Source organism: Novosphingobium sp. ES2-1 (assembly GCF_015169775.1).
GTDB classification, from domain to species: domain Bacteria; phylum Pseudomonadota; class Alphaproteobacteria; order Sphingomonadales; family Sphingomonadaceae; genus Novosphingobium; species Novosphingobium subterraneum.
In genome coordinates this window covers 2,897,790-2,912,636 of record NZ_CP063445.1, presented here as the reverse complement: position 1 = coordinate 2,912,636, position 14,847 = coordinate 2,897,790, and the positions used below count along the sequence as shown (strand labels likewise).

General features: G+C 64.5%; 11 protein-coding genes. 7 read left to right on the top strand and 4 right to left on the bottom strand.

Annotated features, from left to right (window positions below; translation table 11 throughout):
- Window positions 1-5 precede the first annotated feature (5 nt).
- The 6 genes from IM701_RS14225 (at window position 6) to IM701_RS14200 (ending at window position 7,990) form a co-directional block, all read left to right on the top strand.
- On the top strand, window positions 6-2,306 hold the full coding sequence (locus IM701_RS14225; protein ID WP_193827294.1) for a xanthine dehydrogenase family protein molybdopterin-binding subunit: 2,301 nt from the start codon (window positions 6-8) through the stop codon (window positions 2,304-2,306).
- A 20-nt stretch (window positions 2,307-2,326) separates the two neighbouring features.
- Entirely contained in the window at window positions 2,327-3,343 is a 1,017-nt protein-coding gene (hemH, locus tag IM701_RS14220; protein ID WP_156135744.1) for a ferrochelatase, read from the top strand.
- Window positions 3,344-3,407: 64 nt separating this feature from the next.
- Window positions 3,408-4,817 carry a cytochrome P450 gene (locus tag IM701_RS14215; RefSeq protein ID WP_193827293.1) on the top strand — a complete coding sequence of 470 codons (1,410 nt, stop codon included), beginning with the start codon at window positions 3,408-3,410 and terminating at the stop codon, window positions 4,815-4,817.
- A 113-nt stretch (window positions 4,818-4,930) separates the two neighbouring features.
- The gene (gene rpsT / locus IM701_RS14210) at window positions 4,931-5,191 is read left to right on the top strand and encodes a 30S ribosomal protein S20 (RefSeq protein ID WP_039333732.1); all 261 of its coding nucleotides are present in this window, start codon (window positions 4,931-4,933) and stop codon (window positions 5,189-5,191) included.
- A 548-nt stretch (window positions 5,192-5,739) separates the two neighbouring features.
- Complete coding sequence (dnaA, locus tag IM701_RS14205; RefSeq protein WP_370584366.1) at window positions 5,740-7,158, top strand: chromosomal replication initiator protein DnaA; 1,419 nt, start codon at window positions 5,740-5,742, stop codon at window positions 7,156-7,158.
- A gap of 64 nt (window positions 7,159-7,222) precedes the next feature.
- Window positions 7,223-7,990 carry a HesA/MoeB/ThiF family protein gene (locus IM701_RS14200; RefSeq protein WP_039333510.1) on the top strand — a complete coding sequence of 256 codons (768 nt, stop codon included), beginning with the start codon at window positions 7,223-7,225 and terminating at the stop codon, window positions 7,988-7,990.
- A 76-nt stretch (window positions 7,991-8,066) separates the two neighbouring features.
- Here the strand turns inward: IM701_RS14200 and acnA are convergent, their stop codons facing one another.
- Window positions 8,067-10,739: an aconitate hydratase AcnA gene (gene acnA, locus IM701_RS14195; RefSeq protein ID WP_039333512.1), complete on the bottom strand. Its 2,673-nt coding sequence runs from the start codon at window positions 10,737-10,739 to the stop codon at window positions 8,067-8,069.
- Window positions 10,740-10,979: 240 nt separating this feature from the next.
- A complete protein-coding gene (locus tag IM701_RS14190) occupies window positions 10,980-11,867 on the bottom strand; it encodes a DMT family transporter (protein WP_193827292.1) in 888 nt (295 codons plus the stop codon).
- 238 nt (window positions 11,868-12,105) lie between these two features.
- Here IM701_RS14190 and IM701_RS14185 point away from each other — a divergent pair, with 238 nt between their 5' ends.
- Complete coding sequence (locus tag IM701_RS14185) at window positions 12,106-13,416, top strand: L,D-transpeptidase family protein (protein ID WP_370584365.1); 1,311 nt, start codon at window positions 12,106-12,108, stop codon at window positions 13,414-13,416.
- Between the two features lie 189 nt (window positions 13,417-13,605).
- Here the strand turns inward: IM701_RS14185 and IM701_RS14180 are convergent, their stop codons facing one another.
- Together IM701_RS14180 and IM701_RS14175 are read right to left on the bottom strand one after the other, a co-directional pair.
- A complete protein-coding gene (locus IM701_RS14180; protein WP_039333517.1) occupies window positions 13,606-14,229 on the bottom strand; it encodes a murein L,D-transpeptidase catalytic domain-containing protein in 624 nt (207 codons plus the stop codon).
- Window positions 14,230-14,280: 51 nt separating this feature from the next.
- Complete coding sequence (locus IM701_RS14175) at window positions 14,281-14,808, bottom strand: GNAT family N-acetyltransferase (protein WP_193827291.1); 528 nt, start codon at window positions 14,806-14,808, stop codon at window positions 14,281-14,283.
- Between the last annotated feature and the right edge of the window lie 39 nt (window positions 14,809-14,847).

Below are 14,847 nucleotides of genomic sequence, written 5' to 3'. Positions count from 1 at the left end.
ACTTCATGCGCCTGACGCGGCGAGGGATGCTGGTGGGAGCGGGAGTGGGCGGCGCCCTACTCATCGCCTTCCCGCTGATCCCGCGCCGCCATCCCGTGCCGCTACAGGCGGGCAAGGGCGAGCATGTCGTCGATGCTTTCCTGAAGGTCGGCAGGGTCAAGGGTGGAAAGGACTGCGTGCTCACCGTCGCCGTGCCGTTCTGCGAGATGGGGCAGGGAATTACCACGCTGGTCGCGCAGATCGTGGCGGACGAGGCCGGAGCCGACTGGCGCAAGGTGGCGGTGGAAGCCGCGCCGATCAGCCCCGCCTATGCCGATCCGGTCCTTTCGGCAAAGTGGGCACCGTTGTGGATGCCCGCCTTTGCCTCGCTGGGACAGGACGCAGACGGGATGCTGGCGCGGCTCCATGCCGAGCGCGGGCCGTTGATGATCACGGCCGACGGCACGGCGCTGGCGGCTTTCGAAACGCCCTTGCGCGAGGCTGGTGCGGCGCTGCGGGCGATGATGGCACAGGCGGCGGCAGACAAGTGGGGCGTCGGCTGGGAGGAGTGCGAGACGAGAGGCAGCTTCGTTTCGCATCAGAACAAGCGCCTGTCGTTTGCCGAACTGCTTGATGCAGCAGTGGACTACGATCCCCCGGACGTGCCCGTGCTGCGCGCCGAGCCGCCGCGCGAGAAGCCAGGGCAGTTTCCTGAAGGATCGCCGCCCAGCCATCCCCGGCTCGACCTGCCTGCCAAGGTCGATGGCAGCTTCACCTTCGCCGGGGACGTTCGCCTTCCCGGGATGGTCTACGCGGCGATCGCGCATGGACCGCAAGGGGCAAGCGTGCTGTCGAGCTATGACAAGCAGGCGGCGGCGGCAGTGCGTGGCCTTGTCGGCGTGGTCCATGCCAAGCGCTGGCTGGCAGCGGTCGCAACCGACTGGTTCAGTGCCGACAAGGCAGTGCGGGCGATGGAGCCGCGCTTCAAGGCCGACGGCCCGATTGCCGATGCCGAGAAAGTGCTGGTTGCGCTCGACAAGGCGCTGACCAAGGGAGAGCCGCAGCGGCTTCTGGCCGAGGGCGATCCCGACGCGCTGCTCGCCAGACCATCGCTTACGGCGCGCTATGATGTCGAACCGGCGTTCCATGCGCCGCTGGAGACCGTCAGCGCCACGGCGCGGATGCGGCATGGGTTGCTTGAGCTGTGGATCGCGACGCAGGCCCCGGAACGGGCAAGACGTGCGGCGGCCCGGGCGGCAGGTCTCTCGCGCCGGGACGTGATCGTCTATCCGATGCACGCCGGCGGCAGTTTCGATGCACGGCTCGACGTGCGCATCGCCGCAGAAGTGGCGGCGATCTGCAAGGTCATCGGCAAACCGGTGCAGCTGACGTACTCGCGCTGGCAGGAATCGTTGGCGGGCATCCCGCGCACGCCGGTTTCGGCGCAGCTCGACGGGGCGTTGAGTCCGGATAAGACGCAGGTGCTCGGCTGGCGGGCGCGGCTTGCGGTGCCGGCAACAGCAGTTGAATCCGGCGCGCGTCTGCTTGATGGCTGGGGGGTGAGCCAAGCGCTCGAGCTGCAGGATCGGGTTGATCCGATGGCGTGCGAAGGCGCGATGCCACTCTATCGCATTCCGGAAAAGGCGGTGGAGCAGGTGCCGCTGGCGCTGCGCCAGCCAACGGCGCGCTTCCGCGGGCAGGCGCACGGCTATACCGCGTTCTTCACCGAAAGCTTCGTTGACGAGCTGGCGCATGCGGCGGGCAAGGAACCGCTGTCGTTCCGCGTCGGCATGCTCGAGGGTGAGCCGCGGCTGGTGGCCTGCCTGCAAGGTGCCGGACGCCTGGCGCAATGGGGCGGAGGCATCGAGGCCTCGGGGCAGGGGATTGCCTGCCACCAGATGGAACTGGCCACGGGCGGTGGGGCCGTGCGCAAGGGACTGATCGCGGTCGTCGCCACCGCGCGCAGCGAAGCCGGCGTCGTGCGGGTGGACCGCTTGAGTGCGTATGTCGACATCGGGCGCATCGTCAACGTGAGCCTTGCCCGGCAACAGATTGAAGGCGGGTTGATGTTCGGCCTTGCCCACGCGGTCGGCGGGGCGAGCGGCTATGCCAGGGGGCGGCCCTTGGCGGGCAGACTCTCGCAATTGGGGCTACCCCTGCTTGCCGATTGCCCCAAGGTTGATATTGCCTTTGCCGACAGCAACGAAGACCCGTTCGACCCTGGCGAGCTGGGCATGGTCGCGGTGGCTCCTGCCATTGCCAATGCCCTGTTCTCCGCCACGGGCGTGCGCTTCCGCCGCCTGCCCCTGATTTCCGAAGGCCTTTGAGCCTCTTCCCAAGGATTGCAATGGAACGTCCTGCCGATCACCCCAATGTGCTTACCGGCAAGGTCGGCGTGCTTGTCGTCAACCTCGGCACGCCCGACGCGCCCGATGTCGATTCGGTCAAGCGCTACCTCAAGGAGTTCCTGTCCGATCCGCGCGTGGTGGAGATCCCCAGGCTGATCTGGCAGCCGATCCTGCGCGGCATCATCCTCAACACGCGGCCGAAGAAGTCGGCACATGCCTATTCGCAGGTGTGGAGCGAGGACGGCTCGCCGCTGGCTGCGATCACCAAGGCGCAGGCCGGTGCGCTGCAGGAACGTCTGGGCGATGCGGCGATCGTGCGCCATGCGATGCGCTATCAGTCGCCGTCGATGGCCAAGGAGCTCGACGCGCTGGTGGCAGCGGGGTGCGAGCGCATTCTGGTGGCCCCGCTCTATCCGCACTATTCGGGCGCGACGACCGCATCGGCGCTGGACGCCCTGGCCGACTGGATCAAGCTGCGTCGCCGTCTGCCCGCGCTGCGCACGTTACCGCCCTATCACGATGATCCGACCTATATAGGTGCGCTTCATGCCGACATGACGCGGCAGATGGCCGCGCTGGACTTTGCGCCGGAACTGTTGCTGCTGAGCTATCACGGCATGCCCGAGCGCACGCTCTACCTTGGCGACCCCTACCACTGCCACTGCCAGAAGACTTCGCGCCTGCTGTCGGAGCGGTTCGCGCAGAGCCATCCTGGCTTGCGGCTGGTCACGACGTTCCAATCACGCTTCGGGCGGGCCAAGTGGCTCGAGCCTGCGACCGATGCCGTGCTGGCGGTTGAGGCCGAGAAGGGAACGAAGCGCGTGGTCATCGCCGCGCCGGGCTTTTCGGCGGACTGTCTGGAGACGCTGGAAGAGCTGGCGATTCGCGGCAAGGAAGACTTCGAGGCGGCGGGCGGTACGCACTTCGCCGCGCTCGAGTGCCTCAACGCCGGGCAGGCCGGCATGGACCTGCTGGAGACGATGGCACGGCGCGAACTGGCGGGCTGGATCGAATAAGGCTCTTGGCCGCTGCTGACAGGCGTGTTAATTGACCGGTTAAACCAGAACGCCGGGAGACACCATGGCCAGCATCGCACCCGAGGCTGCTGCTAACCTGCATACAGAACGCGCCAATCCGCACTGGGTACGGCTGGGCGGCGATCACAAGCTTGACCATATTCCTGGCGACGACGGCTGGCCCGTGCTCGGCACCACGCTGAAGCAACTGGCCGATCCGATGGGCTTCCAGAAGCGCATGGTCGAAGCTTACGGCCCGGTTTTCCGCACGCGCAGCTTCGGTCGGCGCGGGGTCAACCTGATCGGGGCCGATGCCAACGAACTGGTGCTGTTCGATCGCGACAAGCTGTTCTCGAACGAGCAGGGTTGGGGGCCGGTGCTGAACCTGCTGTTCCCGCGCGGGCTGATGCTGATGGATTTCGAGGCACACCGGGTTGACCGGCGGGCCTTGTCGATCGCGTTCAAGCCCGAGCCGATGCGGGCCTATTGCGGGGTACTGAATACCGGGATTGCCTCGGCGATGGAGCAGTGGGCCAAGAGCACTGGGAATGGCTCGATGCGCTTCTACGACGCGATCAAGGCGCTCACGCTGGACACGGCGGCATCGAGCTTCCTCGGCCTGCCGCTGGGGCCTGAGGCAGACCGGCTGAACAAGGCCTTCGTCGACATGGTGCAGGCCTCGGTCGGCGTGGTGCGCAAGCCGCTGCCCTTCACCAAGATGGGCAAGGGCGTGGCCGGGCGACGGCTGATGGTCGACTACTTCGGGCGGCTGGTGCGCGAGCGTCGGGCCAATCCGGGGCAGGACATGTTCAGCCAGTTCGCGCTCGCGACCCGAGACGACGGCTCGTTGCTGCCGGAGGACGTGGTGGTCGATCACATGATCTTCCTGATGATGGCGGCGCACGACACGATCACCTCTTCAGCAACGGTGCTGTTCTGGCAGCTGGCCAGGAACCCCGGGTGGCAGGACCGCCTGCGGGCCGAGGCGCGCGCGGTGATGGGAGGGGATGGCCTGCCCTTGGCCTACGAGGACCTTGGGCGGATGGAACTGACCGAGATGGCCTTCAAGGAAGCGCTGCGCTTCATGCCGCCGGTGCCGAACATGCCGCGCCGGGCGCTGCGGGACTTCCGCTTCGGCGGCTATGACATTCCGGCCGGGACCCCGATCGGGATCAGTCCGGCAGCGGTTCATGCCGATCCGGCTCACTGGGAATCGCCCGAGATCTTCGATCCCATGCGCTTTACCGCGGACAAGGTGGCGGCGCGGCACAAGTATGCCTGGGTGCCGTTCGGCGGCGGCGCGCACATGTGCCTGGGGCTGCATTTTGCCTATATGCAGGTCAAGCTTCTGGCCAATCACATCCTCACGCGATTCGAGGTGCGGATGGTCGCCGGTGCCGAGCCGCTGTGGCAGGCCTGGCCGATCCCGAAGCCGCGTGACGGCCTGAGGGTGGAGATGCGCCGAATCTGTTGACGATTCGGGTGTCCACAGTTATGGGGCGCGCTTTCCGGCGGGACATCCCGCCACTGGATGAGATTCACGCGGTCGCTCCTGGCGCCCGCCAAGGCACGAGAAACAGGAAGACCATGGCCAACACGCCGCAAGCCCGCAAGCGTATCCGTCGCAATGAACGTCGCGCCGAAATCAACGGCAACCGCCTTTCGCGCATCCGCACCTTCGTGAAGAAGGTCGAGACTGCACTGGCTGGCGGCGACAAGACGGCTGCTGCTGCGGCGCTGAAGGAAGCCCAGCCCGAGCTGGCGCGTGGCGTTGCCCGTGGCGTGCTCCACAAGAACACCGTCGCGCGCAAGATGTCGCGCCTGTCGAAGCGCGTCGCCGCGCTCTGACTTTGGCAGGATGATTCGCTGCTCGAAGCGGCGGACATTTTTCCAGAACGGCACAAATAAAGAACATGGTCGGCGATGATTTCGCCGGCCATTTTCATTTGTGTGCCTACTGATCCGCAGTCTTCCGCATTGTTACATTGTGCAGTCGCAACAAGTCACGGAATCTACGCGATTCGCATGACCGTGCATGACTGCATAAGTAAAAAGCCTTAGTTTTCAGCTATTTGATGCATCTCTGCGGGTTAGGGCGAGTCAAGGGCATTTATTTCAGTTTTTTTGCTCCCTGCCCGCTTGCGCGAAGGGGGCGAACCCCAATAGACAATGCGGACCGGGGGCGGGAATCACTGCCACTTGGTGTCACTTGAAATTTCATCGAACAGGGTCTGCTGCGCCTTGTGCGGCAGAGCAGGGGCATTTTGTGTCTGCGTGCCGGGGAAGCGCGCGGGCCAATTCAGTCGAGGCAGCGAAGCGTGAAAGTAGACGATTTCGCAGGGGGAAGCGCGGTCAGCGCCATGGCGACCACTGCCAAGGGCGAAGGCGAGCGTAGCATGACGGGCAAGAAGGGACGTGACAGCACAATGATCGAGGACCAGGAAGCGCTGGATCTGGCAGCAGACTGGGCCGACATTAGCCAGGGTCTGAAGAAGGACCTTGGGCCGCAACTCCACGCGCAGTGGATCAAGCCAATCCAGCTCGGTTCGTTCTGCAAGGAAACCGGCACGCTCGACCTGTTCCTGCCGACCGAATTCTCCGCGAACTGGGTGGCCGATCGGTTCGCCGATCGCCTCAGCCTTGCCTGGAAGATCGCACGCTCTGAAGTGCGCCAGGTGCGCATCACCGTCCACCCGCGCCGCCGCTCGATGCCGGAGCTGCGTGTCGGTGGCGAAGCGCCGATCGCGCCGCGCGCTCCGGTTCACGCTGCTCCGGCGATGCTCAATTCGGCGCTGTCCGGTCTCGACCCTTCGCTGACTTTCGCCGAGTTCGTCTCCGGCTCCGCCAACGTGCTGGCGGTCAACGCGGCGCAGCGCATGGCCGCGGTCGAGACCCCGCAGTTCTCGCCGCTCTACCTCAAGGGCTCGACCGGACAGGGCAAGACCCACCTGCTCCACGCCATCGGCCACGCCTTTGCCGCCAACAAGCCGGGCGCGCGCATCTTCTACTGCTCGGCAGAGCGGTTCATGATCGAATTCGTCCAGGCCATGCGCTCGAACGAGATGATCGAGTTCAAGGCCCGTCTGCGCGGCTTCGACATGCTGCTGGTGGACGACATCCAGTTCATCATCGGTAAGGCTAGCACGCAGGAGGAATTCCTCCACACGATCGATGCGCTGATGAGCGCAGGCAAGCGCCTCGTCGTCGCCGCTGACCGTGCGCCCCAAGCGCTGGACGGCGTCGAGCAGCGCCTGCTCTCGCGCCTGTCCATGGGTCTGGTGGCGGACATCCAGCCGGCCGACATCGAACTGCGCCGCAAGATTCTCGAGCATCGCCTGGGCCGGTTCGGCAACACGCAAGTGCCGGCGGACGTGATAGAGTTCCTCGCTCGCACCATCAACCGCAACGTGCGCGAGCTTGTTGGTGGCCTCAACAAGCTGATCGCCTATGCACAGCTCACCGGGCAGCCGGTTTCGCTGCAGCTCGCCGAAGAGCAGCTGACCGACATCCTCTCGGCCAACCGCCGTCGCATCACCATCGACGAGATCCAGCGCACGGTCTGCCAGTTCTACCGCGTCGACCGCACGGAAATGGCCTCGAAGCGTCGTGCCCGTGCCGTGGTGCGTCCGCGCCAGGTTGCGATGTATCTCGCCAAGGTGCTGACGCCCCGCTCCTACCCGGAGATCGGCCGCAAGTTCGGCGGACGCGATCACTCGACCGTGATCCACGCCGTGCGCCTGATCGAGGAACTGCGCACCCGCGACGCCGACATGGACGGCGACGTGCGCACGCTGCTGCGGCAGCTGGAGGACTAAGAGAAGGGGAAATGCGAGGGTGATGACCCTCGCATTTCCCCTTCTTCTTCCCTAATTGCGTCGCATGACGCCAGACCGCTTAGACCGCTTCGCCCGCCATATCGTCCTGCCCGAAGTGGGTGCGATGGGGCAGGCGAAACTGGCGCAGAGCCATGCCGTGCTGATCGGCATGGGCGGCATTGGCTCGCCTGCGCTGCAGTACCTCGCGGGAGCAGGAGTTGGCCGCTTGACGCTGGTGGATGACGACGTGGTCGAGGCGAGCAACCTGCAGCGGCAGACCATCTATACCGAAGCCGACATCGGCAAGGCCAAGGCCGAGGCGGCAGCAGCGTGGGTCAAGGCCTTCGATCCAGCGCTGGAGGTTTCGGTGCATGTCCTGCGCATCAATCGCGACAACGCTGAAAGCCTGATCACCGGGGCGGATGTGGTGCTCGACGGCTGCGACAACTTCGCCACGCGGCTTGCCGTTTCGGACGCCTGCGTCAAGGCGGGTGTGCCGCTGACCAGTGCTGCGCTCGGGCGGTTCCAGGGGCAGGTGGCGAACTTTGCCGGTCATCGAGAGGACCATGCCTGCTACCGCTGTTTCGTTGGCGATGCCTTCGATGCCGAGGATTGCGATAGCTGCGCCGATCTTGGCGTGCTGGGCGCGATGGTCGGCATGGTCGGTGCGTTTGGCGCGATGGCGGCGATGCGGGTGCTGCTCGAGGGCGTATCGGCGCTCGGCGATCCCCAGTGGGGGCAATTGCACGTCATGGACGGCCTGAAGCCCTCGCTGCGCACGATGCGCATTGCGCGGGACCCCGAGTGCAAAGGCTGCGGCGTGCCTGCCTGAACGCCTCCTGAAGGCAAAGAAAAGGGCGCGAGGACCGAAGTCCCCGCGCCCTTTCTGTCTGGCCTGAAGCCGCTGCTTACGAGGCGAGCTTGCGCAGCACGTAGTGCAGGATGCCACCGTTCATGAAGTACTCGACTTCGTTGGCGGTATCGATGCGGCACAGCGCCGTGAAGGTCAGCTTGGTGCCGTCCTTGCGCGTCACTTCGACTTCCACGTCCTGGCGCGGCTGCAGGTTGGCAACGCCCTTGATGGTGAAGGTGTCGTCGCCCGAGAGCGCCAGCGAGTGGCGGTTCTGGCCTTCCTTGAACTGCAGCGGCAGCACGCCCATGCCGACGAGGTTCGAGCGGTGGATGCGCTCGAAGCTTTCGACGATCACGGCGCGAACGCCGAGCAGGTTGGTGCCCTTGGCCGCCCAGTCACGGCTGGAGCCAGTGCCGTATTCCTTGCCCGCGATGACCACGGTCGGCGTTCCGGCGGCCTTGTGCTTCATGGCCACGTCGTAGACCGAGCCGACCTCGTCGCCATAGCGCGAGAAGCCGCCTTCGACGCCGGGGACCATTTCGTTCTTGATGCGGATGTTGGCGAAAGTGCCGCGCATCATGACTTCGTGGTGGCCACGGCGCGCGCCGTAGGAGTTGAAGTCCGCCTTCGAGACCTGATGCTCCATCAGCCACTGGCCGGCGGGGCTGTCAGCCTTGATCGAACCGGCCGGCGAGATGTGGTCGGTGGTGATCGAATCGCCAAGGATCAGCAGCGGCTTGGCCTCGATGATGTCGCTGACCGGAGCCGGCGTCATCGACATGCCTTCGAAGTACGGCGGATTGGCGACATAGGTCGACCCGGCGCGCCACGAGTAGGTTTCCGAACCGGTAACGTTGATCGCCTGCCAGTGGGCATCGCCCTTGTAGACGTCGGCATAGCGCGCCTGGAACATGGCGCGGTCCATGCAGCCGGCCATGGTGGTGGCGACTTCGCTGTTCGAGGGCCAGATGTCCTTGAGATAGACATCAACGCCGTCCTTGCTCTTGCCGATCGGGGTGGTGGTGAAGTCTTCGACCACGGTGCCCTTGAGCGCATAGGCAACAACCAGCGGCGGCGAGGCGAGGAAGTTGGCGCGCACGTCGGGGCTCACGCGGCCTTCGAAGTTGCGGTTGCCAGAGATCACGGCAGCGGCAACCAGGCCGTTGTCGTTGATCGCCTTGCTGATCGGCTCGGCGAGCGGGCCCGAGTTGCCTATGCAGGTGGTGCAGCCATAGCCGACGAGGTTGAAGCCAACCGCGTCGAGGTGTTCCTGCAGGCCAGCCTTGTTGAGGTAGTCAGTGACCACCTGCGAGCCGGGTGCCAGCGAGGTCTTGACCCAGGGCTTGGGCTTGAGGCCGAGTTCGTTGGCCTTCTTGGCGACGAGACCGGCAGCCACCAGCACGCCCGGATTCGAGGTGTTGGTGCACGAAGTGATCGCGGCGATGGTCACGTCACCGTCGCCGATGTCGAAGTCCTTGCCTTCGACGGGGACGCGGGCCGGGGTCTTCTTGTAGGTGTTGGCCATGTCGGCATTGAACACGTCGTCGACTTCGGGAAGCGACACGCGGTCCTGCGGACGCTTGGGGCCGGCGAGCGAGGGCACGACGGTGCCGAGGTCGAGTTCGAGGGTCGAGGAGAAGATTGGCTCGACGGCAGGATCGATCCAGAAGCCCTGCTCCTTGGCATAGGCTTCGACGAGCGCGATCTGCGCTTCCTCGCGGCCGGTCAGGCGCATGTAGTCGAGCGTCTTGTCGTCAATGCCGAAGAAGCCGCAGGTGGCGCCGTATTCCGGAGCCATGTTCGCGAGCGTCGCGCGATCAGCCAGCGACAGGGCGGCAAGGCCGGGGCCGTAGTATTCGACGAAGCGGCCGACCACGCCATGCTTGCGCAGCATGTTGGTGCAGGTCAGTACGAGGTCGGTCGCGGTGACGCCTTCCTTGAGCTCGCCGGTGAACTTGAAGCCCACGACTTCGGGGATGAGCATCGAGACCGGCTGGCCGAGCATCGCGGCTTCTGCCTCGATACCGCCCACGCCCCAGCCGAGCACGCCGAGGCCGTTGACCATGGTGGTGTGGCTGTCGGTGCCGACGCAGGTATCAGGGTAGGCAACCGTGACGCCGTTCTGGTCGGTCGAGGTCCACACGGTCTGGGCGATGTTCTCGAGGTTGACCTGGTGGCAGATCCCGGTGCCGGGAGGCACGGCGTAGAAGTTGTTGAGGCTCTTCGAACCCCACTTGAGGAAATCGTAGCGCTCCATGTTGCGCTGGTATTCGATTTCCATGTTCTCTTCGAAGGCCTTGGGGTGGCCGAATTCGTCCACCATGACCGAGTGGTCGATGACGAGGTTGACCGGCACCAGCGGGTTGATCTTGCTGGTGTCACCGCCGAGCGTGGCGATGGCATCGCGCATCGCGGCAAGGTCGACCACGCAGGGCACGCCGGTGAAATCCTGCAGCAGCACGCGCGCGGGGCGGTACTGGATCTCGCTGTTCGATTCGGTGGGGCTCTTCTGCCAGTCGACGATTGCCTTCACGTCATCGGTGGAGACGGTAAAGCCGCCATCCTCGAAGCGGAGAAGGTTTTCGAGAAGGACCTTCATCGAGAAGGGCAGGCGCGAAACGTCGCCGAACTTCTCCGAAGCCTTCTTGAGCGAATAATAGGCATAGTCCTTGCCGCCCACGTTCATCGTGCTGCGGGTGCCGAGCGTATCCTGTCCGACCTGGGTCATGGCTGTGCGTCTTCCCTCCTGTCGCGGCCGTTGCTGTACGGTGCCACGCGGGGAATCGCTCTTGGACCAAAGGCCCGTGGCGGCGCGGCGAGTTACGGCCTGAAAGCGAGAGGGCGATGCGCGCAAAGCGCGGGCACGTCAAGGGCGAGAGGGGCGCAAATCTCGCATGTGCAGCGCGATTTATCCTGGAGGAACACTTATTGATTTGCAATTGCAAGAACGGCCAGCATTGCGCCCGCTTCAGGTGTGCGCGATCGCCTCGGCCGGGGGCTTTCTGGTGGCATAGAGGCACCCTGCGACAATCAGAGTGACCCCGGCGAGCATAGGCACTGTCACCTGTTCCGAGAAGGCGATCCATCCGACAATCGCAGCCCAGATGAACGCCGTATATTCCAGGGGCACCAGAAACTGCGCTTCTGCTCGGCCATAAGCCCAGCTCAAAAGCATGATCGATGCGGCAGACAGGATCGCCGACCCGACGATCAGCCACCAGACCTCACCAGTGGGAAATGGCGCGAACCACCATGCTCCCATACCCAGAAAGCCGAACTGGACGAGAGCCTGGAAGAAGGCCACTTCCTCGGGCTTGGCGAGAAGCGCCTGTTGACGCTGCAGGACCAGATTCCATGCGTAGAGCACCGCGGACACCAGTGTTGCGACAAGCCCCTTCATGGCTTCGGCGTCCGAGGGGCCATCGAACTTGCCGCCAGCAATGACGACCACCCCTGCAAGCGCCAGAAGCGAGCCGCCTATGGCTGCGGGCCTTACCTTCTCTCCCAGCATGATTGCAGCGAGATAGAGCGCGATCAGCGGCGCGATGAAGGACAGCGCAATGCCCTCTGCCAGTGGAAGCCGCACGATGCCATAGAAGAACAGCGTTGCCATGACAGAGGCAACCGACCCGCGCAGGAGGTGTACCTTGAGCACGGTCCAGGCAGGCCAGCCCTGCCCGCGCCAGAGCCACAGCGGAAACGTCAGCAACGATCCGGCAAGGCCTCGCCAGCACATCGCAGCATAGGCGCCGATTGCCAGTGAAGCGGCCTTCATCACCCCGTCCATCACCGAGAACAACGCAAGCCCGAGCATCGTGGCAAGGACAGGGAGCGGTAGCGGGCGATGAGCGTTCATCGCTCAGGCCATAGGCAAACTGGTTGCGATTTGAAACGATCATCTGGCCGCCGGGCGCGATTCAGGCTCCAGACAGGCGCGATACTTGATAGTCCCCCGCTTGATAGTCCAGTGGCCTTGGGGCAGGACATTGGCGGTGGTGCGGCCGCCCGCGACGGCGCAATTGAACAGGGAAGTGCGGAACGTGAAGCTTGCGAAATTCGGTATCGGGACCTCGGGCAAGTTTGGCGTGGCCCTTGTGGCGCTGACGTTCGCGGCACAGCCGCTTGTTGCCCAGACGGCGCCAGCATCCGGTCCGATCGACCTGACCAAGCAAGCCAAGCCGCCAGTGGTCGCGCCAACCGTCGCAGCTCCGGTCGTAACCGCGGCCCCGTCGGCGCCCGTTGCTGCGCCGCATTGGACACAAGCGGATGCTCAGGCCCTACTGGCAGCAATAAAGGGGATCGGAGCAGAAGGGCTGTTCCCCAAAGACTACCGGCCGGAAGCGTTGTCTGCGGCAATCGTGAAGGGCGAAGGTCCGGAGCTCGATGAAACGGCGACGAAGCTCTTCACATGGCTGGCCGAGGACCTGCGCGATGGCCGCACGCCGATGACGGCGCGCGTGCAGTGGTTCGCGGTTGATCCCGATCAGGACGTCAATCCAACCTCGTTGATCCTCGCCGAAGCGCTCGACAAACATGATGTCAAGGGCGCGCTGATGGCCCTCCTGCCGACGGTGCCGGACTACGCTGCGCTGAAGGCGGCTTTGCCCAAGGCGCAGACCCAGAAGCAGGCGGCGCTGATTCGGGCGAACATGGACCGCTGGCGCTGGCTCGCCCGCGATCTCGGTTCGCAGTACCTGCTGACCAATGTGCCCGAGCAGATGCTGCGCCTGACGGTCAAGAACAAGATCATCAGCACCTATAAGGTCATCGTCGGCAAGCCCGGCAAGACTGCGACGCCCCAGCTTGCCGAGACGGTCGAAGGCGTCATCTTCAACCCGACTTGGACCGTGCCGCAGTCGATCGTCGTCGGCGAAGGGCTGGGAGCACGTCTGGTGAACAATCCCAGGCAGGCCGAGCGCGAAGGCTACAAGGTGACCAAGGCGGCTGATGGCACGATCTATGTCGTCCAGCAGCCCGGAGACAACAATTCGCTGGGCCGCATGAAGCTGGATATGCCCAACGAGCATGCGATCTTCCTGCATGATACGCCGAACCGGAACCTGTTCAATCTGACAGCGCGCGCGCTGAGCCACGGCTGCGTGCGCGTCGAACGGGCGACGGAGCTGGCCATGACGATGGCGATCCTCGGCGCGAGCATGACGCCGGACGATGCTGTCGCCGCGCATACTTCGAAGGTCTACACCAAGGTGCCTATGACCAAGACTTTCCCGGTCTATCTGACCTATTTCACCGTGGCGCGCGACGTGAACGGCATGCTGCGGTCATTCCCCGACATCTATAACCGAGACGCGCCGGTGCTGGCGAGTTTTGCCCAGCCGCGCCAGCAGCATACCACGCAGCGCAAGAGCAACGAGGAAGTGATCAAGCTCGACAATCCGCTGTAATTCGACAGTGCCGAGGACAAGGTTCAGCATCTGCCAGCGCAAGCGGCGGTTCGGTGGCGCGGATGAAGCGGCTGTTGCTGCGCAGGCAAGCGAGCTTGTCCTGCATCCCTACCATTGCGACCGGTGTTTTGGCTGGCACTTGACGAGCAGGACGAAGGGGCGGCGCGTCCCTCGTCCCCGATCCGGTATTCAACCCAGGCCCAACCTGTCGGCGTAGAGCAGGCGCCCGCCGGAAAGGTGCCACAAGGCTTCGTTGAAGTCCGCCTCGCTCATGGCGAAGCAGCCGTCAGAGCGGCCCAGCTTGCCCCACTTCTCGAGCATTGCGGGATTGGCGTACCACGCGGAATGCAGCACGATTGCGCGGTCAAGCACGTTGGAGTTGTCCGGTTCCAGGCCGCCCAGGCGAATCGAGGTTCCGTACTTGCCCTTGTACCACTCCCAGGTGACGTAGGCGCCACGCGAGGTGGCAAGGCTGCCGACTTCGTTGGAAAAGGTCTTCAGGAAGCCATCGTGCTCAGGGTCGGAACCGCGGCCGTGCGCGACGAGGAAAGACCTGACTTCGCCGCGTTCCAGATTGGCAAAGTGGAAGCGGGGCAAGGACGAGGGCATAGCAAAGTCCGCAATGCCGACGATATCGGTCCGCCACAGCGACGCGCGGTGCTTCTCCACCTGCTCGGCGGCAATGCGCAGGACTTCGCGGTGCTGCTGGTTGGGATAGTAGGTTGCTGCCGCCACGCGCGGCGGGAACACGGCAGCGACGGCGCTTGCCGCAGCGCCTGCCAGTACCGTTCGCCTGTCGACTTTGTCTGTCATGTCCGGTCCCGTAACACGCTTTCGCCTTATCAAGCGTGAACGGCGAGCATTCTATGCATTTGCGACCGGATTTCCAGCATCTGAGCCAGGCTGTGCCGCGAACTGGCTTCCCAGCTGGCTCAGGGCTTCTCCGTCCACGCGCATGACCGTCCATTCGTCCATGAACCTGGCGCCGAGCGACTTGTAGAAACCGATCGCCGGCTCGTTCCAGTCGAGCACCGACCATTCCAGACGCGCGCAGTCCCGCTCGACCGCCAAGGCGGCCAGATGCGAGAGCAGCGCCTTGCCGAGGCCGGAGCCGCGGGCCTCAGGTTGCACGAACAGGTCTTCGAGGTAGATCCCCGGCTTGCCTTCGAACGTCGAGAAATTGTGGAAGAACAAGGCAAACCCTTGCGGCTCGCCATCCAGCTCTCCGATGACGACTTCGGCATAAGGGCGCGGGCCGAAGAGCTTGGCTGCCAGCACCGCCTCGTCGAAGCGGACCTCGTCCGCCAGCTTTTCATACTCGGCGAGAGCGCGGATGAGTTCGGCGATCAGGGGTGTATCGGCATGGGTCGCCGCGCGGATGGAGATGGTCATGAACGACGACTAGCGATTCGCCAGGAACCTTGCCAGCCC